The following is a 21,277-nucleotide window of genomic DNA, read 5'->3' on the forward strand; positions in this document are numbered from 1 at the left end:
ATCGCCTGCTAGCCAAAACTTTGACTGAGCGACAATGAAACCAGGTGCCAGCCATCCGCCAGAACGAACAACAGAATCTTGAACGGCGTTGAAATGATGACCGGAGGCATCATCATCATGCCCATCGACATCAACACCGTGGAAACAACCAGGTCGACCAGCAAGAAGGGGATATAGATACAGAATCCCATGACGAATGCGGTCTTTAGCTCGCTGATAATGAACGCCGGAATCAACACACTGATCGGGGTGTCTTGAGGTGTCTGGATTGGTCCGCTTTTCGACATATGCGCGAACAATGCCAGATCATGTTTTCGCGTCTGTCGCAGCATGAATCCCTTGTGAATCTCGATCCCTCGTCGAATGGCCTCAATCCCAGTCAACTCGCCATTCAGGTACGGCAGCACCGATTTGTCGTTCAACTTGGTCAGCGTCGGTTCCATGATGAAAATCGTCAGGAACAATGACAGACCGATCAGCACGGTGTTCGGCGGAATTTCCTGCGTCGACAGGCCGCGCCGTACGAACGACATCACGATCGCAATTCGGGTGAAGCAGGTCAGACACGACAATGCAGCGGGCAATAGGACCAGGCTTCCCAGAAAAATCGCCATCTGCAGTGGTGGCGACAAGTTCTGCAGCAGGCCCGATTCGGCCAGCCGTTCCGCAACAGTCTCGACATTCGACATCGCTCATTCCTTTCCAGTGGGCCTGAAGAGAACGCGCGTGTCGAACGGTCTTGCAGCGACTGCAACCGGCGGCACTACGGGCGCGGCAGGGATTTCCGCATCCGGAACTTGCTCGCCCAGAACATCTTTGAACGACAGAGGCAGGGCAATCAAGGATTTGAGACCGGTCGCATCTGTGCCCGCTACGAGTTGCGTGTCACCAACGCGCACAAGGTGCAGCATTGCCCGCTGACCGAGCGCCACACTGCCTTCAATGCGAAATGCAGAACTATTCACACCGACGACTTGAAGCCGCTGGAGCCATGGCTTTCCAAACCACAGCGATCCAACGCATAAGGCCAGGACAATCACCGTCCCAATCCCAAGTCGCAGAAGCATTGCCCCCGTATTCGGAGGTTCGGGCCAGTTAGGCGAGTAGGACGCAAGGTCGCCTTTGTTGACGGCCGGATCGTCGTTGCTGTCTGGCAGTTCTTCGACCGGGGGATCGGATTGGGCAATCTGGCGCGAGGCCCGTACCACACTGGGGTCAGCCGCGAACATCTGTTCAAAACACGAAAGGACCAACGTGGTCGCGATGACAACGATGCGAATTCCCGTTGGAAAACGAAACACGAGACACCGCCTTCCCTGGCTGTCGTCGAGGTGAAACGCCGATTGTATTGCGGATAGGATTTTGGACGGGATGGGTTTGTAATGACATTGTCACAACCCTACCAGTGACGATTGTCTTGGTGGGTCGTGGTACAGCCGGTTCGGCTTGAAAGGTTCGTGAGCATCGCCCGCAGGCTGGTCGGCCTGATCGCGGCGAGTTCATCAACTTGTCAGTTCATTTTTTGATGTGACGTTCGCTGCCTCATGACTCCAGAGGGACGGGCACCTTGGCTGACACGATGCCATGGCGTTTTTGAATCTGGGCCGAGCCAGTCCCCGTGATTTCATCAGGTTGTGAGATAGGCACACACGGCGAATAAGAATTCGCCGTGTGAATTTGATGGGATAGGAATGAGGTCTTTTGTCTTATTGCATTTCGCCAATTTGACCGATTCAAGCACCGATGATTTCTGTGATCCGAATGGCGAACTGATCATTGACGACCACAACTTCGCCACGTGCAACTCGTACGTTCTGAACAATCAAATCGACAGGATCGGAAACGAATCGATCGAGTTCCACGACCGACCCAACACCAAGATTCAACATATCTTCCACCGACAAATCCGCTCGCCCCAGCACGGCTTCGGCATCCAATTTCACGGCATACAGGTGATCAAGTGACTTCACCGAAGCCTGTTTTGCTGGTGTGAGATTCGTAAATGTCGGAGCTTTCGCTGCGATATCGGACGTCGTCGCTGGTTTGACATTCGAGGCACTGAGTTCTTGCTCGACTTGTTCCAGTACGGCATCAAGTGATTCGGTCATAGCATTCCTCCTCAAGATCCGACAGACCATTCCATCGGGTTTAGCGCGAAAACTGTCGGATTCCGTTCATTGACCCACTGTGACGCCGGCTTCATGGGCAGTTTCTGCCGATCGATCGCGCCGACCACCTTCCGACGCGATCTCGAACGCCTGACGATTTCCCACCCGTCCAGGCCAACCGAAATAGCGTGGTTTTCCGGCAATCATCGCCTTCAGCGGTTCCGTCGTTTTCTGGTTCAGCAGAACGAGATCGCCGACCTGAAGGCCCGCCAATTGTGGAGCCGTCAACTGCACAGTCCCCAGACGCACGGTGACTTGTGTCGTCATATCTTTGGCAAGCGTTTCCAATTGCTGTCGCTCGGCCGGTGCTTTGAGACTCTCGGATGGACGAATGTTCGCGAATAATTTCGAGAGGAATTCATGCGGAAGAATCCAACTCCACTGCGCGGCTCCGAGCGATGTCGTTATCGTCGAACGACATACGATGAACGGTTCGCGGAACCGAAAGATTCGCGTCCGCCGCAGATTCGGCTCGCGCTCGACTACCTGTAAATCGTTGACCTGGTCCCCTTCCCACGCCTCGTTCATGCAGCTGGTAATGCTCGAGATCACAAATTCGCCAATCGACTGTTCGCCAGGGGTCAGGTCTCGTTCCTGAGGCCATTCCACGAGCTGCTCACCCAGCAATCCGCCAATCAGAACTTGAGCGAGTGGACCGGGGAGGGCGATCACCGACATCGCAGAGACATCGGGCAGGCTCACACGATAGCTGACCGTCTTTTCGGGCCAGCTTTGAAGCGCATCAAACGGCCAGGCCGTGGCGCAATCTTCCAGCCGGATCTGCACGCCGGGCGAATACGCCGCGATCACCTCGGCCAGCATCAAATTCGCCCGCGTAAGCCACTGGACGAGTTTCTGACGGGTGACCGGATGAAGTGTCGGAGGGCGTGAAAAATCGTGCGGTTGGATCGTCATTCGACGCGAAATTCTTCAAAAAGGATGTCATTCACTCGTTCGTGACCATCTTTGAATAGCAGCGAGTTGAAGTTGTCTTGAATCTCACGGCGTAACCGATTGACCCCGACTTTGCCGCGAATATCCTCGATCGATTTATCCGCCAGATGACTCGTAAGCCAGGTTCTCAACACCGGCCGCTTGGCATCGAGAGCATCTTTGACTTCATCCTCGAACTTTCCGTCGGTTTGTACGGAAATATCGAGGCTCAAGAACTTGGTCAGATTGCTCTCATTCAAGTTCACGACGATCTGGCCGAACGGCAGGAAACAAGGTCCGACCTTGATCACCTTCTTCACTTCCTTGCCGTGTCCACCGTGATCCCCGCCATGTGCATCGGCTTTCTTCGGAGCTTCCGCTGGTGCCTCATGCCCACTTGCAGCGGCCTCGTGGCCGTGGCCTGAATCGTGCGCCGCAGTGTCGTTTTTGGCACCGGTCGCCTCGTGTCCGCCGCTCATCATGGTTGGAAGCACGATGCCCGCTGCAGCAGACGTTAAGCCCACGCCGCCCAACAGAAGGATTTTCTTCAAGTCCATGATTGCCACCTTTAATTTGCGGGCCGACGGTATCAAACGTCCACCATCGGCGCAATGCGCCCGCAGCCTCTTATGGATCACATCGGCCCTGGCAAGTTAAACCTTGAGGGATTCGAAGGATTTCCCGAAAAGACCATGCGAATGCATTAGGCGGTCTGGACGCCCAAGCAAAACCTCACATCGACGATCCTTCCGTTCGGTGTTCGCGTCAACAGTTGCGGTGTTTCACCATGCGTTGCCGGGATGAATGCCTTGCTGCAACAAGAACGGCGCGATTGAAATTGATCTTCAAGAGATTCTCATCAAATTAACGATCGCCGATGGATCAATTGATCTTGATCAAAGTATTTCAGGTGCCTAGTATCCCGACCTCTCTCCCTCAACAAATCGAATTTCATCTCCCCTGCCAGGCCATTCCCCGTGGATATCCTTCGCTCGCAAAGAGTCTGCGCGCAGCGAGCGTTTCGAGTTTTGCTCGGAACGTTCCTCTTCGGACTCACCATACACATTTCTGGTCAAGTGTTGGTTCAGGCCGCCGACGGCGATCGGTACCAATCCTATGAAGTCAAACACAAGTCGGTGACCGAAGCGGAATCCGTTCTCACCGAGATGCTGGACGGATTTGAAGACTCCATCGACATCGTGGCCGATGCCAAATCCAATCGGCTTCTCGTCAGCGGACCAGAGAAGGCGCATCGAATTATCGCCAAGGTCCTGCGCAGCATTGATGTACCAACTTCGACCGAGACATCGACGACATCCGAACCGATTGTCAAATCGTATGCCTGTTCGAAGACGAATTTGAACGGAATTGTGGCGAAGTTGCGCGAGCGATATTCCGAACAGGATGGCGTTCGTATCGCGGGTTACTCCGCAGGTGAACGATTGTTGATTCTGGCGCCGCCTGAAGTCCATGACGAGATTCGAAGCATCTTCGCCGACGAGGAGGAAGAGACCGAAGCGGATCGCCCTGCACCTCGCACGTCGCGACCTTTGGCCACCACACAACGCGACGCCACAGCAATTCGTCGCGAATCGACTGAGCCCCGCCGAAAGACTGCCGTCGCCCAGACTGACAAACGGATCAAGCAGATTTCTGTCCCGGTCGCACAGACGGCTCAAGAAACGGAAGAACGATTTATCGGACTCACCCGCGTCAATACCGACGCTGTTGTCCCATTCCTCAAGAAAACCGTAGGACTGCAACTCGACGCTGTCGGATCGAGCCGAACGGCCTATCGCCTGACGACGACACAAGGCTTGGTACTCGAACTGTCGCTCGACCGAAAACGTCGAGGTGTGCTTCTGACCGGCGATCCAGAACTCTGCAATCAAATGGCACTCGTTCTCGAGAGTCTGGACGAACCGAACACCACAGGCGGCGACACAACAACCGTGTTGCCGCTGCACGGAGTCGATCCTGTCAAAGTTCAAGACGTGCAAAGTGCGTTGCGTGTCGAGCCGAAACGAGTGGCACCCACGCGTGAAAAGTCAAAATCCGCTCGCCTCAAAGGTCAACAGTCGGCAGTGCGACAGGCCAACATCAGCGGAGGTGACGATGAACTGAGCACAATCCGACTGGCGGGAAATCAGGAATCCGCACCGCAACAAAACAATGCGGGCGTTGACGAAGTTGAGATGGCTGACGAGGTTCAGGGGCTCGACCAGCAGTTGCGTCGCTTCGGTCCCGAGCTGGAAGTGGAAGTCCTGCCTGATCTCGACGTCATCATCATTCGCGGGAACAAGAATGACGTCCGCGAAATGACGCGAATCCTGAAAGAACTGGAACGCTTGAGTGTTGAGACCGAACCCACGGTCGAGGTCTATCCACTTCAACATGTTCGTGGCGACTCGCTGGCGATACTGATTGAGAAAGTGAATACGGATCTTACCGGAGGACTGCGTGGACGCGTCACGGTCACGCCATTGATCAAGCCTAATGCGCTCTTGATCATCGGCTGGGGTGATACCGTCGAATCGGTTCGAGAGCTAATTGCGAAGCTTGATCAGCCAATTCCCAAAGAGGCCCAATTCCAGATCTTCCGACTAAAGCATGCGGACGCACAATCCGCACGCACAACGGTGCAAGAGTTCTTTACGGCGCGCAACACACCTGGGGCAGGCACCGGTGCGGTGGCGGGTGCGGGCCTTGCACCACGAGTTCAAGTGACCGCCGATTCGCGAACGAATTCTCTGATTATCCAGGCCGCGCCGCGTGATCTGGCAGAAGTGACGTCCCTGATCGAGCAACTGGATGTCGCCGGTGGCGAAGTCGTTCATCAAGCACGCATCTTCAAACTCAAGAATACGCTGGCGGCCGATTTGGCACCGCTGCTTCAATCGGCGATTGATGGATCTCGTGGGGGAACCGGCAACGCGAACGCACAAAAAGCATCGATGTTGGAATTCATGGCGATCGACAAAGAGGGGAATCAAATCCTCAAGCAGGCGGTCCTGACCGACGTCAAGGTGACGCCTGATCCACACACAAATTCGTTGCTCGTATCAGCATCGCCCGAGAGTATGGAACTGATCGCTGCGTTGATTAAACGGCTGGACGATACCGTCAGCGAGGGCGCTCAAATCAAGGTGTTTCGCGTTTACAACGGCGATGCCACCAGTCTGGTGGGAATGCTTCGGTCATTGCTGCCACCGCCAAACGCATCACCGACTTCTCCACAGCTCGCCAATTCACGTGACGAAACGTCGTTGATCCCCGTCCGGTTCTCTGTGGACTTGCGGACCAACAGCATCATTGCAACCGGCGCCGCTGGTGATCTCCGGATCATCGAAGCCTTGCTGTTGCGACTCGATCAGCGCGATGTTGAGCAGCGTAAGAATCAGGTCTATCGCCTGAAGAATGCTCCCGCGGCCGCAGTTGCCAAAAGCGTGAATGACTTCCTGAGAAGCGAACGAACCGTTCAGCAGGCCGCTCCGGGCGCGATCAGTCCATTCCAGCAAATTGAAAGCGAAGTCGTTGTCGTCCCTGAACCTGTCAGCAATTCGTTGATCATCAGTGCCACCCCCCGTTTCTTCGACGAGATCGAGAAACTGGTGGTGAAGCTGGATGCGGAACCGCCTCAGGTCATGATTCAGGTCATGATCGCTCAGGTGTCGCTCAACAATACGAACGAGTTCGGTGTCGAGCTGGGAATCCAAGACTCCGTCCTGTTTGATCGCAGTCTGCTGGGAAATCTGGTGACGACGGCCAGTTCGACGTCCGCCTCGACCCCTTCTGGAATTCTGACTCAAAACACGCAGAACGTTTTGGGTGCGACGAACACGCCAGGTTTTAATTTCAATGGATCGCCACTTGGTAACAGCGGTGCACCAGGTGCGCTCGCGGGTTCCAACACCGTTGGCGGACAAGCCGTTTCCAACTTTGGCGTTGGAAGCAGTAATCAGACACTCGGATACGGAGGGCTCGTTCTTTCCGCAAGCAGCGAAAATGTCAGCGTGTTGATTCGGGCGCTCAGGCAATCCAATCGCTTGGAAGTTCTTAGCCGTCCTCAAATCCGAACGCTCGACAATCAGCCCGCTTTCATCCAGATCGGTCAGAAAGTGCCGCGCCTTGTGAGCGTCTCTGTGACGCAGGTTGGGTCGGTCAACGGCGTCACACTGGAAAACGTGGGATTGATCCTGGGGGTCACGCCGCGAATCAGTCCCGAGGGAATGGTGGTCATGGAAGTCGATGCCGAAAAATCGGAAGTCGACGTCACCGACCAGGGGATTCCCGTCTCTGTGTCTGCCAGCGGCGCGGTGATCCGCTCGCCATTGTTTAACGTCACGACGGCGTCAACCACGGTCAGTGCGCTCAGTGGAGAAACGATTATCATCGGCGGGCTCATCACCAAGAGTAACAATGACACGCGCCGCCGCGTTCCCGTGCTGTCCGATATTCCGATCCTCGGGAACCTGTTCCGCTATGACAGTGTCATCGCACAGCGTTCTGAGCTCTTGATCATCCTCACGCCGCATGTCATTCGCAGTCCCGAAGAATCTGCGAGGATTAAACGAGCCGAAGTGGCTCGCATGCACTGGTGTGCCGGTGACGTGGTCGACGTCTATGGTCCAGGGATCATCGACGAAGAACCCATTGGGCCGTTCGGTGACAACGAAGTGCCTGTCATCTATCCGGATGTCAACCCGCGCGGTTCACTCCATCCACCCGAGATTCCTCCACAACCACAACCGCCGCAACCCATCGAATCACTTCGCGGGCAGGTTGGTGGAAAAGCCGATGACGCAGCGGCAACGAAGAACAAGCAAATGGCGAAGTTACCGATCTTCTCCGCCAAAAAACGGAAATGATCCCGGCTCTTGCGAAACATGAAAACGCCTCATGAATCCATTGAATGAAATGCGAATGACACGATTCGAATCCAGGTGGACCCGACGTTGTTTCCTCGCCGCGCGCGACGAACAGACGAGTCCACGCATCCAGCGCGCGTCGTGTGGCCGAACGGTGGCCGCCACCCTCGCGATTTGCTTAACGCTGATTTGCGGTTGTACCGTCTTCGATATGAATCAGAGGATTCCCTGGATGAATCCCGACGCGGTCGAGAAAGAACCGACACATTTGACGGCCCTTTGGACTCACACCGTATTGAATCAGCCTGGCAAGAAAGGAATTCGCGGATTCGGTGGGCGACTCATGTTTCACGGCAAGGAAGCGAACAATAAACCGGTTCTTGTCGATGGCACGCTGACGGTCTATGCATTCGATGAAACCGAGCGATCGAGCACCGTCCCTGAACGCAAATTCGTCTTCACCCCAGAACAATTCGCCAAGCACCACAGTGTCTCAAAGCTGGGCCATTCGTACAGTGTCTGGCTGCCTTGGGACGAAGTCGGCGGCGAACCGCGGCGAATTAATCTTGTCGCTCGTTTCGAACCAGCGGGCGGTGCCATGATTTTGTCAGAGAATGCACTTCAGTATTTGCCGGGAATCGCTCCAGATAACTATGACGAACCTTCGTCATCACCGAAGGACGAGAAAGCCCCATCCGAAATTCAGCAGGCTGGCTATCAACAATCGTCCTGGAAAGTCCAGGAACGGACCCTGCCAACACGATTGAATCAGACCACGGATACGATTGACCTGCCGCCAAGCTTCAGTCGACGACTTGGAAATGACATCGACAACTCGGCATCAAAGCCGAATAACCCTACCGACGACGCGACCATCGCACCGGGATTGCTGCCGGATGCTGCCGAGGCCGCATCGAACGGGAAATCCGCAGACGCGAGCAGCGAAAAGGCCCCCAAGTCGGTGGCGGAAGCGCTGAAAGAACGTAAGGAAGAGCAGTCGATCTCGTCACAGCAGGCGCTTATGGAGCGGAAGAAAGAACTTTCAGATCATTTTCAACGGCGAAGATCCCAGGTTCAAAGAGAACCATCTGGCCAATCAAGGCTTTCTCGTCCTCCGTTCCGACGAGACCCTCAAGACGAACTGTCGAGCCGTCTACAAATGTCGTCACCTGAACAGGTCGACCTCCGACAGCCAAACGATTGATTTGCGACTGTAGATTGGCGTTGATCGCGTCCACAGGTCGGGGCACGTACTGAAACGCCACGTCCAACTTCGGCTCGTACATCCGCGATCGATTCAGCGGTGGGCGAGGGGGATTTAACAGATTTTCGGGCACGCGCCGCTCAACAACTTCGAGAGCCGCAGGCAAATTCCCGACCAGTTTCGAAGCCTGAACATTTCCGACTGCCCGATTCCCGCTACCATCGCTACCAACAAAATCACTCGTGGAACGGCTGTCTCGCATAAATCGATACCCGCTTCCTCCGCCACTTCCACTCGTCGAGGTTGCTCCGCCGCCGACTCCCGGTGCGCCTGTCAGCCCCCCGAAGTTGCCACCTCCCGGATTGTTTTGCGGCTGAAGTGACGAACCGCCGAAGTTGCGCGATCCAAACATCTGCGCGAAGGAATCATGCGCGCCGAAGCTGATAAAGCCCACCGCAACGATCACCATACCCGTCGATCGTAGCATTCCCAACTCCCTTGTAAGCGAAGCTTTGCGGATTACGCCAAGCATAACGACTGCACCGATTGGGTAACGCAGGTTGCAATGCGCACGCGCAAACCCTTCCGGCTGCCGATGACAATCTTAAGTCACGTTGTTGCTCGCGGAAAGATCCCGAGACCCAAAGGTGATTCGGACCGTCGCCCATACGACCTTAACTGGACGTTCCGAATCTCGCCCCGATCTCGTGATTTCCGTGAAAAGTGTGAAGATAGTTGAACTGTACCTCATCGCCTTCAATGAAAGATCGAGCGAACGGCGCAATCCAGTAAATGGGTCGCAAGGGACATGAAATTATATGTCGATTTGACCAATGGCCCACCCGGTCCATTAGAATGATCGTCAATGCCCGCCGGCGGACAGACTTCTGTCCGCCAACGCCCTTGCCAGAACACGAGATTTTGTCCAGTTGTTCCAACCCAATCGAACAGCCCAGCAAACTTCTCATCCCGCCTGATTGTGCTTTCCGCAGATGGAGATCTGATCTTGGACCACCACAAATCCATCACCGTTTTTTCGCGAATCGTCGCGTTCGCGTTATTTGCGGGGATCCTTGCTTTCGGTCCCGTTTCGTCATTTGGACAGGATGGCACCGAACCGTCGATCGAATCCAGCTTCGTCCGCCTGGCTGATCCAAAGATTGCCGAAGCTCTTAAGTTGACAGACGAACAGAGGGGTAAGGTCGCCGGTTTGATCACCGCGCGGGCCGAAGCGATCGGAAAGGCGGCCCCCGCAGACCGTCCCCAAGTCATCGCACAGAATGAAACCGAGCTTTCAGCCATCTTGAATGACGAGCAGCGCGTGCTGTTTGCGAAAGAAATGACACTGCCGCGATTGCGGTTCAATTTCCGATTCCAGCGTTGGACCGACGTGTTGGAATGGTTTGCGAAGCAATCCGATTTGTCACTGGTTCTTGATGCACCGCCACCAGGGACCTTCAACTATTCGGATTCAAAAGAATACACGACCGTCGAGGCACTCGACCTCTTGAACGGTGTCTTGAGTACGAAGGGGTACACCCTGATTCGTCGTGGACGAATGCTGCTGGTCATTGATATCCAAGAGGGAATTCCAGACGGCTTGATTCCTCGGATTACTCCTGAGGAACTCGAAAAGCGAGGTCGGTTTGAGCTGGTCACGGTGATGTTTCCATTGGGAGATCACGATCCCCAGGCGGTCAAGACAGAAATCACGCCACTGCTTGGCCCGTTCGGCAAGAGTGTCCTGCTGGCGCAGACCAAACAACTGCTCGTGACTGATACGGCCGGAATCGTTCGAGCCATCAGCAACGTGATCGCATCAATGCCCGGAAACGCGAAACCAAACCCACAACCCGAGCCTGTCCTGGGCGTCTATCCGATGCTCGACGTCGACGCGAAAACGGCCGAGGAAGTCCTGATCAAAATGTTTCCGGGAGCCAAGATCGCGGCCGACGTAAAGGCCGAGCAGATCAATGCCTATGCATCCCCCAAAGATCAGGCCGCGATCAAGGCGACCATCGAGCAGATGCAGGCTCAGAACCCGCCAGAGAAGAAACCACGCCTCGAAGTCTATCCAGTTCGTGACCAAGACACGGCGCAACTGATGTCGAATCTGGCACTGGTGGCCCCCACCGCACGAATTAGCTTCGATGTCCGCGAACGTCAGATCGTTGCCTTTGCGACCCCCAAAGACCAGGTGAACTTGAAAGCGGCCATCGAGAAGCTCGCGACGCCCGGTGCGGTCGAGAAGATGCGGCAGATGGAAGTTTATCGTTTGACCCGTGCGGAACCGTCCGCGGCAATGGCGCTGCTGCAAAGCCTGCTGCCGCAGGCCAAATTCTCGCTCGATTCTCAAACCCGTCGAATCGTGGCGGTCGCAACTCCCGACGACCACAAGGCGATTCAAGGTATTCTCGATCAACTCCAGTCGATGGAACCCGGACCCGATACGCAGTCGGTCCAGTTTTATCCGCTCGATCATCCTCTGCCGCCCTCATCGCTGGCCGTGCTGACGACTCTGGCTCCCAAAGCGCAGATCACGTCCAACCTCGAGGCCAAACAACTGCAAGTTCTCGCAAGCCCCGCCGATCAGGCACTCATCAAAAAGACGCTCGAGGATCTCTTAAAAGGTGTACCGCCACAAGAAAAGCGGCAGATGACCATTTATCCCGCAACACAAGCGCAGCGAACTCGTTTCAACAGCATCCTGCCTAGCTTGATGATCGAATTCCCGGATATTCGCGCCGTTGTGGAAACCGAACGGAATGAAATTGCGATTTGGGCGAAGCCAGCGCAACATGAGTTATTGAAACCAATCCTCGATTCGCTGACGGCAGAAGGATTAGATGGCAAAAAATTGCAATTGGTCTCGCATGCCCTGCGATCGGCAGACCTGACGGCGACCATGACCATCTTGAAGACCGTCGCACCGGACGCAAAGGTGTCGTTCGATACGGCGAATCGTATGCTGATTGCAATCGCCTCTGCGGATGACCATCAGTCGATCAAAGACGCCATCGAGAAGCTGCAGCCAGGGGATTTGGGTACCGACGCACCGGTCCTGCGATTCTATCCGCTCGCGCAACCCGTTCCTCCGACGGCATTGGCGTTGTTCACAAAGCTGACACCGAAAGCGACGGTGACACTCGACCCGGAAGGCAAATGGCTGCAAGTGATCGCGACGGCCGCCGATCACGTACTGATGAAATCGACACTGGACGAATTGGTGAAAGACCTGCCCGTGCAAGAGAAGCGGGAAATGACGATCTACCCCGCGACTCAAGCGCAGAAGACGCGCTTCACCAGCATCCTGCCCTCGCTCGCAACCGATTTCCCGGACATTCGTTCCATCGTCGAAATTGATCGCAACGAAATTGCGATCTGGGCCAAGCCCGCGCAACACGAAAAGTTGAAACGACTCATCGATTCGCTGGCAGCAGAAGGAATGGAAATCCAGAAAACGGAATTGGTTTCCCACCCCTTGCGATCTGCGGACCTGACGGCGGCGATGACGATCCTGAAGACCGTCGCTCCCAATGCCAAAGTATCATTCGACACGCAGAACCGCCTGCTTGTCGCCGTCGCGACGCCAGAAGACCATCAGGCAATCAAGAATGCCATTGAGAAGCTGCAACCGGGAGACTTGGGCCCCGACGCACCCATTCTGCACTTTTACCCCCTGGCGCATCCGCTTCCACCAACCGCACTGACTGTGTTCACGAAGCTGACGCCGAAAGCGACAGTCACGCTTGATCCGGACGGCAAATGGTTGCAAGTGGTCGCCACGAGCACCGACCATGCGTTGATCAAAAGTAACCTGGACCAACAATTCAAAGACTTGCCCGCGGACACACCGGTCCTTCGTTTCTATCCGCTGGAACGACAACTGCCGGCGAGTGTGTTGACCGTCTTCACGCGGCTGGCCCCTAAAGCGAGCGTCACACCTGACCCCGATGGCAAGTGGTTGCAAGTCGTCGCATCGGCCGCCGATCACGCACTCATCAAACGCAACCTCGACGAGCAATTCAAAGAACTGCCCGCACTCGAGAAACGCAAAATGGTGATCTATCCCGTCAGCGCTGCGCAGCGAGCCCGCTTCCTGGCGGCTCTCACGACCCTGACGACAGATCTTCCAGACATTCGCGTCGTACCGGACTCTGGCGCAAACGAACTTTCCATCTGGGCTAAGCCTGCTCAGCACCTTGTCATCAGCGACATTCTCGAGGAATTGAAACGCGAGGCCCCCGCGGCCGAACGGAATCAGTTGATTTCTTATCCATTGAAGTTCGCCGACCCAACTACGACGTCGGCCGTGCTTCAAACGCTGTTTCCCGGCGTCAAAATCAATGTCGACACCTCAACGAACCGCGTGTTGATCTGGACACGTCCCGCCGATCATCAGGCGATCAAGCAGGCGCTTGACGAGCTTGACGGAGAGAATCTGAGTGAAAGCAAAGATCGCGTTCAGGTGTATCCCATACCCGAAATCGATCCCGAAGTGGCTGCGGCCTTCCTGCAATCCGTTCTTCCCAAAGTTCGGCTGATGAAGGATGCCAAAGCCCGAACAATCGTGGCCTGGGGAAAGAAAGCGGATCATGAACTGATTGCGAAAACCATCACCACGATGCGTGCGACGGCCAATGGTGACCAGAAGCAGCGTTTGAAGATTTATCCAGCCGGGAAAATCAACGCGGCGAATATGATCGAAGTTCTGCGCGTCACATTCCCAAATGCGAAGCTGGCCGTCGACGCGCGCACCGGTGGACTCGCCGCACTTGGCACCCCAGCGGAACAAGAGGAAATCGAATCCGCCATCAGTCAAATGGTGGCCCAGGCCATCGGCGAAACCGGAAAGTTCGTGACCTATCGACTGTTCAAGACCGAGCGAAAAGTTGCCATCCAGATCCTGACCCAAGCCGTACCCGAAGCGAAAATCTCCTCCGGCGAGGATCCCACTCAATTGATGGCGTGGGCGCGCCCCGATGACCATGTGACGATCGAACGAATTATCACGCAGTTGGAGTCGGAATCGGCGCCCAACAAGAACTTCGAACTCAAAATCTATTCCGTCAAGTCTGGGAACGCCACGCTGTTGCAGCCACTCATCGGTCGCGCCATTCCGAAAGCGATGGTCAATCCGAGTTCCGAACCCAACCGCATGATTATCTGGGCGCTGCCCACCGACCACGCGCTCATTGAGCAGATTGTGAAACAGTTCGACTCCGAACATGCTCCCGATCACAAGATCGAGTTTTATGATGTTCACAACCTCGATGCAGATGCCGCGCTGCGGCTGGTTCAAACGCTATTGCAGAAACAAGGCACCGGGTCGACGGTTTCATTGATTCCGGGAACCAACCAGCTGTTCGTCGAAGCACGTCCCATTCAACATGATCAGATCCGAACGGCACTCATGGGATTGAAGCCGGTCCCCGAATTGGAATTCGAAACATTCCAACTCGAGACGATTGATCCGTTCGCGGCAGAAACGATCGTCCGCCGGATGTTCTCGAATTCGCGGACAGGCCCTGCGCCGGTCGTCGACTCCGATGCGACGTCGCAGCGGCTGTATGTCCGCGGAACTCAGGAGCAGGTTGCTCGCGTTCGGGAATTGCTCGACAAGATGGGCGAGCACGGCAGTTCGACTCCCGGCAACACGACCAATCGGCGCGTACGCGTGATCCCTTTCACGGGCGATGCCGCTGCGGCGGTTTCCGAGATTCAGCAAATCTGGCCAAAACTCCGTTCGAATCCACTTCGCGTTGCGCCCTCCCCCGTCAAATCCAAACTGCTGAGCCCGCGTAGTCAGACCGAACCCGATTCGAATGCTCTTCCGTCATCCGATGAACCAAAATCGTTGAATCAACCGAAGAACCCCGCGCCCGCGGCGCCTACCCCAAACCAGGACAACACCGAGGTCCATCCGCAACGCGGTCGTAAATTGAACGCGGTGTCGCCTAAAGGGAAGAACTTTTCAAATACGGTCGGCAACCGTGATTCCAAGCCCCAAGAGCCAGCGCACAGTTCGGTGCCCGAAATGAAACTAGTCTCGTTGAAACAGGACGCGGATGCACCGCCGCAAGACAATACGGATGCGGCACCACCGATTGTGATCATGCCACGCGATGGCACGATCACCGTTTTTTCGGACGATGTCGAAGCGTTGGAGCAATTGGAAAAGCTCTTGCGTGCATTGTCGCAACCGACCGAGATCGGAGGACGTGGATTCGCCGTCTATGCGTTGAAATACGCCGGGGCCACGTCAATCGCCGAAACGATTCAGAAATCTCTGCGTCTACAGGCTGGCGGTGGTGGTGGCGGAAGCCGGACGTCCGCACCGACGGTCGTCGCCGACGAACGATTGAATGCGATCGTAGTGCATGCGAACCGCGCGGATCGCGCTGCGATTGAAAGCCTGATCGAGACATTGGACTCGTCGGAAATCTCCAACTCGTTCGCCGCGAACCGTCCTCGAAGAATCGCGCTCAAACATGGATCTGCGACACAAATCCAGCGTGTGCTGCAACAGGTCTACAAAACACAGCTCAGCACGGGGGGTGGTCGAAAAGAACTTCCAATCCCTGCCGGATTGCCACCACAGATCGCCGCGACGCTGCAGCAGATGAATGCATTGAACACTGGACCACTGCTTAGCCTGAGCGTCGATGAAGTGACCAACTCGATCGTCGTCATGGCCCCCGCAGCGCTCGCCGAGCAGGTCACCACGATGATTGAAGAACTCGATCAAGCTGCCCTCAGCGAAAACGCTCAGGGAATGAACATGATCTCAACACAACGCATGAGCTCTCAACGGGCGCAAAAGGTACTCAACCAGATTCTCGAGAAGTCACGCCAACGTCGTCCCTGATCAATCTGGTGGAGAGCATTCCAACTGGATTGACGCATCTGAAATGACACGTTAACCACCTCACCGCCTGCAGGTGAGACGTGTGAAATGGTCTGAACCGAAAAATCTCGTTCCTCGTCAGGGCGTGGTCGAGGCTTTTCGACGACTTCGACTCGGCTTTGCCTGAGTCTGACCGCCATCGTTTGAACTTCCTTCATTTGCTGAGTCGGCCACTTTCTTGGCCGGCTTTGCAGCGGGTTTTCCCACGCACTCCTTGGCGGTCATGACACCGTCACCGTTGGCATCGAGCTTCGCGAAATCGACGAGTTCCTGCGAGTTTGATGTGGGAGAATATTCACTGACAGTCAATTGTCCATCACCATCCAGATCTTTGGCGATAAACCATTCCGGCAGCCCAGCGGGCAGGCGGTTACTCGGCACAAAGAACTTGGAATCCCTTCGTCGATCGCCGTTCGCCAAGGGCGTTGTGGTGGTCGAAGCAGCAGACGACGCAAGTTCGTCAGCGGGATTGGAAGTGGCGTCCGGCTTGGACAACGGGGAGTTTGTCGTCGTGACCACCTGCTCTGTCGCGGGCTCGGGTTCGAACGGAACACCGAGACGTTTGCGTCGTCCATAGTCCGCAACCCAATTGTTCAATTCATCCAGACTGATGTTGCCATCCCGATTGATATCGATGAATTCGGGATGGCCATGCATCGCCATCCATTCGTCTTTTTGCAAAATCCCGTCGCGATTCAGGTCATACTTCTCAAGCAACCGTTCCGCGTACCGGACCACTTTGGTCGGAGCGGATGGCACGCTTGCCTGCTTCTTCATCGAATTTCGCGGCGCGATCCCCTCGGGCGCCGGCCCACGCACTTCGACTTGGCCATCGGCGCCGATCGAACTGCGGACTGTAATCACCAGCCAAACCGCGACCACGGTCAGGAGATGGCGTACCTGCGCGCAAGACCATCGGCCGATTGTCGTCTGAATCACACCCATCACACCACTCGCAAACAAGTAAGCAAAAATCGATGAAAGACGGCTCGCCCAGATTATACGAATCATTCAGGTTTTCGGAGAGACGAATGTGCCGATTGCGCGGAGGCGAACTAGGGTGTTTCGGCAAGAACGACCGAATTGACCGATGGAATCGACAGAACATTCCCCTCGAAAAAAACGTCGGACGCCGACTGGCTGTCTAGTCGATATCAGAAAGGACTTGCGACAGCATCGCGCATAGATATCGGCATTGTAAGTGATTCGTGAGCAATGGGTTGCCAGCCGCGTAAATCTAGAAAGAGCCTTGAAAAACAGCGAAAAAAACGAGCTGAAAACCTCGGGATTCTCGTATCGCAGTGTGGATTTGGCGCTTGACTGGGCGTTAAGCTTTCCCTAAATTAAACCGATACCTAAACGAACTTTGATGTGTTACTCCGGAAATTCGACCGACCACTGAATTCCGCCGCTGACCAGTATCCACCCCGCCAATAGACGTTATTCCTGCCTGACCTTGAGTTGATGTCCTACCCGAGCGAACTGTTCGAGTTACGAGCCAAATAGAAGTAGCTGACGCCGCAAGCGATTGATCTCCCCAACCTTGCTGACCAAAGCGTTTCTCGAACACGACGTAGTGCTGTAGGAACTAACACCACTGATTGATCGCCAAACCAGAGCCGACACCCGCCCGGGTGAGGTTCATGCCCTCCAGTTTGGTTGCGTAGACCAACTGATCAATCTGCTTAGTTTGATTTGAATCGAAAAACATGATGCAAAGCGCCCAACTTGTGAGCGGGCCCCGACTATTGGATGCTCACGAGTTTCAAATTGCACGTGACTCTCAGGTCACCCACGGAACCTTGGAAAAGGTGGCGGGGACGCTCGGCTTTGAATCAGAAGAATTGGCCGTTCGTTCTGTCGCGATGACGCTGGGTTTGGACTTTGTCGATCTCTCTACGACCGAAGCCGACCTGACCCTGGTTGAGAAATTCCCGGTCAAGCTGATTCACCGCTACGGCGTCTTTCCTCTCAGCCGTAAAGACGATTCTCTGGTTGTGGTGACCGGCAACCCATTCGACTTGCACGCTCTTGACGCCGTCGGTTCAGCCGTCGGCTGCAGCGTGATTCCTGTGGTGGCCCTTCCCTGGGAAGTCGCCAAGCTCGTCAAAGCGAATCTCGGCGTTGGCGCCGAAATGATCGATGGTTTGATTGCGCAGACAGAGACCGACGACGACAACGTCGAGGTTCTCGACGAGTTGGAATGGGATCGTTCCGAAGCATCACAGATGGCGCAGCAGGCGTCGGTGGTGAATCTTGTGAATGAAATCCTGTGCGAAGCGGTCGATGCTCGAACCAGCGATATCCATATCGAATCACAAGCGACCGGCGTGAAGATCCGCTATCGAATCGATGGTGTGCTGCAGACGCAGCCGATGCCACCCGAGATCAACCGCTTCCAAGCCGCAATCATCAGCCGCCTGAAGATCATGGCGAAGATGAATATCGCCGAAAAACGCATCCCACAGGACGGTCGCATCAAGTTGAAGGTGTCACGTCGCGAAGTCGACATTCGCGTTTCCGTGATTCCCATGCTGCATGGCGAAAGCATCGTCATGCGCGTGCTGGACAAAGACGCCATGAAGTTCTCGCTTCGCGGGATCGGCATGGATCAGGATATCTACGATCGCTTCAGTCGAGTGATTCGTCTGCCTCACGGAATCGTGCTGGTGACCGGCCCCACGGGCTCGGGAAAAACGACGACGCTTTATAGCTCGCTGGCCGAAATCAAGGACGAAGAAACCAAGATCATCACGACGGAAGACCCGATCGAGTATCAACTCGACGGGATTAACCAGATCCAGGTTCATGCCAAGGTGGGGATGACATTTGCCGCCAGCTTGCGAGCCATCCTTCGTCACGACCCCGACGTCGTTCTTGTCGGGGAAATTCGAGACCAGGAAACGGCCGAGAACGCGATTCAAGCATCACTGACCGGCCACCTCGTATTCAGCACGCTTCACACGAACGATGCAGCCGGTGCCTTCATGCGACTGGCTGATATGGGCGTCGAACCGTTTCTGGTTGGCAGCACGATCGAAGGTGTGATGGCGCAGCGGCTGGTCCGCACGCTGTGCAAAGCCTGCTGCGCCCCCCATGAGCCCGCCCCCGAAGAAATTCCTGCGGACTTCCCGATGGAGGAAGTACGGAAGAGCGGCCTGCAACTTTTCAAGAATGTCGGCTGCCGCAGTTGTCGCGGAACGGGTTACTCGGGCCGCGTCGGCTTGTACGAATTCCTGGAAGCCAACGATGAAATTCGGTCCATGGTGACGGAACGAGCGTCGTCAACGGCGGTAAAAAAGATTGCGATGAAAAGCGGCATGCGAACGCTGCGACAAGATGGTTGGTTAAAAGTCATGAGAGGTCAGACAACGCTCGCCGAAGTCCTTCGTGCCACGAAGGCCGATTAATTTTCAGATTGGGTTTCCGATGCCGGAATTTACATACACAGCGCGCAACTCGGCCGGGAAGGACGTTTCCGGTTCGATGTCTGCCACCAGCAAGCGAGAAGTCTTCTCGCTGCTGGGGGATCGCGGACTGCATCCGGTACGCGTCGACGAAGCCCGGCCGCCCCTGAGACTTTGGCCGAAATCAAAACGCATTAAGGCCGAACTGCTCGCGAACAACCTGACGCAACTGGCTGACTTGCTGCAGAACGGCGTCTCGTTAATGGCCGCGCTGGATGTGCTTGTCGAGCAATCGTCGAACGAAGTGGTCACCGAGGTGATGCAGGACGTTCGCAACAAGGTCGCTGAAGGTTTGCCGTTCGATGAAGCGTTGGCACGTCATCCCGAAGTCTTTGGCGAACTGGCAATCAGCATGGTTCGCGCCGGGTCGGAAGGTGCGTTCCTCGAAGACGCTCTGAAGCGAACGGCCGACTTCCTGGAAATGCAGGAAGAAATGAAGGGACAAGTCGTCGGCGCGATGGCTTATCCCGCATTCCTGGGCGCGGCCGGTACTGTCGTCACGGTGGTTTTGATTGTCTTCTTCGTGCCGAAATTCGCCGAGCTGTTTGCACAGCTCGAGAAAGCCGGCGGCTTGCCCGGCCCCACGGTCGCGTTGTTGTGGATCAGCGACTTCCTGGGGAACTATGGCCTATTTATCGCGGCTGGTCTTGGCGGCTTGGTCTTCTGGCTTCGAAAACGACTGAAGACCGACGCGGCGCGGCTCTTTGTCGATCGCTATAAAATCAAATTGCCTGCGATTGGCCCCATCTTCTTGTCAACCGCGTTGTCCCGCTTCTGCCGCGTGCTCGGAACCCTGCTACAAAACGGCGTTCCCTTGCTGCGTGCGCTTGAGATCAGCAGTGGCGCCACGGGGAACCGCGTCCTCGCCGCCGCGATCAGCGGATCAGCACAGAATATTTCATCGGGTCAAACGCTCTCGCGTCCATTGGAAGAGTGCGGTCTGTTCCCGCGACCCATCATGGCGATGATTGCGATTGCAGAAGAGTCAAACAACCTCGAAAAAGTTTTGATCAACATCGCCGACGGCATCGACCGAAAAATCGGACGACAACTGAACATCATGGTTCGGCTGTTGGAGCCCTCGATGCTTTTGATCCTCGGAGCGGTGGTGTTGTTCGTCCTGACGGCACTGCTGCTGCCGGTGTTTGAGATGAGTTCGACAATGAGTTAGCCGGGATTCACCTGGTTTTTGAGCAGCACCTTGTGCTGATCGAGATAAGTACTCGAGGAAGACATTCAGAAGGAGGATGGAACGATGAAACGACAACGAACGCCACAACCACAACGACGAGGTTTTACCCTCGTCGAAATGCTGGTCGTGCTAGCCATCCTGGTCTTGCTGATTTCGATGGTCGGCCCGCGAATTCTGGGCAGCAAACAAAAGGCAGACATCAGCGCCGCCAAAACGCAGATGGGCATGTTGTTCTCGGCCCTTGAAACCTACGTCGTCGATATGGCCGACTATCCGGATTCTGACAAGGGCCTAAACGCGTTGCTGGAAGACCCTTCGGAAGACGAAGAGAAAAAATCGAAGTGGGGTGGCCCCTACATCAAGAAATCGCAAATCCCCAAAGATCCGTGGGGCAATGATTACCAGTATGAGTACCCCGGTACTCATTCCGACTCCAAGCGAAAAGAACCTGAAATCTGGTCGATGGGTCCCGACGGCCAAGACGGCACTGATGACGACATCACGAGTTGGGAAGACGACAAAAAAGACGGGGAATGAT

At 55.5% G+C, this 21,277-nt stretch carries 12 protein-coding genes; 6 read left to right on the forward strand and 6 right to left on the reverse strand.

Annotated elements, in window-relative coordinates:
- Window positions 1-8 precede the first annotated feature (8 nt).
- The 5 genes from fliP to OSO_RS0104135 all read right to left on the reverse strand — a co-directional run bounded on the left by fliP (window position 9) and on the right by OSO_RS0104135 (window position 3,658).
- Window positions 9-689, reverse strand: coding sequence for a flagellar type III secretion system pore protein FliP (gene fliP, locus OSO_RS0104115; RefSeq protein ID WP_010582253.1), 681 nt, complete (start codon window positions 687-689; stop codon window positions 9-11).
- Window positions 690-692: 3 nt separating this feature from the next.
- Window positions 693-1,301, reverse strand: coding sequence for a FliO/MopB family protein (locus OSO_RS0104120; RefSeq protein ID WP_010582254.1), 609 nt, complete (start codon window positions 1,299-1,301; stop codon window positions 693-695).
- Between the two features lie 432 nt (window positions 1,302-1,733).
- Window positions 1,734-2,108, reverse strand: coding sequence for a FliM/FliN family flagellar motor switch protein (locus tag OSO_RS0104125; RefSeq protein WP_010582255.1), 375 nt, complete (start codon window positions 2,106-2,108; stop codon window positions 1,734-1,736).
- A gap of 66 nt (window positions 2,109-2,174) precedes the next feature.
- A complete protein-coding gene (locus OSO_RS0104130; protein WP_010582256.1) occupies window positions 2,175-3,083 on the reverse strand; it encodes a FliM/FliN family flagellar motor switch protein in 909 nt (302 codons plus the stop codon).
- Entirely contained in the window at window positions 3,080-3,658 is a 579-nt protein-coding gene (locus tag OSO_RS0104135; protein ID WP_010582257.1) for a flagellar basal body-associated FliL family protein, read from the reverse strand. Before OSO_RS0104135 ends, OSO_RS0104130 begins: the two co-directional genes overlap by 4 nt.
- 420 nt (window positions 3,659-4,078) lie before the next feature.
- On the opposite strand from OSO_RS0104135, the gene OSO_RS0104150 reads away from it, so the two are divergent.
- The 3 genes from OSO_RS0104150 (at window position 4,079) to OSO_RS0104165 (ending at window position 16,041) form a co-directional block, all read left to right on the forward strand.
- On the forward strand, window positions 4,079-7,969 hold the full coding sequence (locus OSO_RS0104150; protein ID WP_029246622.1) for a secretin N-terminal domain-containing protein: 3,891 nt from the start codon (window positions 4,079-4,081) through the stop codon (window positions 7,967-7,969).
- Between the two features lie 232 nt (window positions 7,970-8,201).
- On the forward strand, window positions 8,202-9,173 hold the full coding sequence (locus OSO_RS47425) for a hypothetical protein (protein WP_157605020.1): 972 nt from the start codon (window positions 8,202-8,204) through the stop codon (window positions 9,171-9,173).
- Window positions 9,174-10,179: 1,006 nt separating this feature from the next.
- Window positions 10,180-16,041 carry a secretin N-terminal domain-containing protein gene (locus OSO_RS0104165; RefSeq protein WP_010582261.1) on the forward strand — a complete coding sequence of 1,954 codons (5,862 nt, stop codon included), beginning with the start codon at window positions 10,180-10,182 and terminating at the stop codon, window positions 16,039-16,041.
- Window positions 16,042-16,158: 117 nt separating this feature from the next.
- Here OSO_RS0104165 and OSO_RS0104170 read toward each other — a convergent pair whose 3' ends face one another.
- Window positions 16,159-17,091: an EF-hand domain-containing protein gene (locus OSO_RS0104170; RefSeq protein WP_010582262.1), complete on the reverse strand. Its 933-nt coding sequence runs from the start codon at window positions 17,089-17,091 to the stop codon at window positions 16,159-16,161.
- 698 nt (window positions 17,092-17,789) lie between these two features.
- On the opposite strand from OSO_RS0104170, the gene OSO_RS0104185 reads away from it, so the two are divergent.
- From OSO_RS0104185 to gspG, 3 genes are all read left to right on the forward strand, one after another.
- Window positions 17,790-19,490, forward strand: coding sequence for a GspE/PulE family protein (locus OSO_RS0104185; RefSeq protein WP_010582263.1), 1,701 nt, complete (start codon window positions 17,790-17,792; stop codon window positions 19,488-19,490).
- Between the two features lie 19 nt (window positions 19,491-19,509).
- Window positions 19,510-20,718: a type II secretion system F family protein gene (locus OSO_RS0104190; protein ID WP_029246625.1), complete on the forward strand. Its 1,209-nt coding sequence runs from the start codon at window positions 19,510-19,512 to the stop codon at window positions 20,716-20,718.
- 84 nt (window positions 20,719-20,802) lie between these two features.
- Entirely contained in the window at window positions 20,803-21,276 is a 474-nt protein-coding gene (gspG, locus tag OSO_RS0104195) for a type II secretion system major pseudopilin GspG (RefSeq protein ID WP_010582265.1), read from the forward strand.
- Window position 21,277 lies beyond the last annotated feature (1 nt).

The sequence above is a fragment of the Schlesneria paludicola DSM 18645 genome (genome assembly GCF_000255655.1).
In the GTDB taxonomy this organism is placed as follows: Bacteria; Planctomycetota; Planctomycetia; order Planctomycetales; family Planctomycetaceae; genus Schlesneria; species Schlesneria paludicola.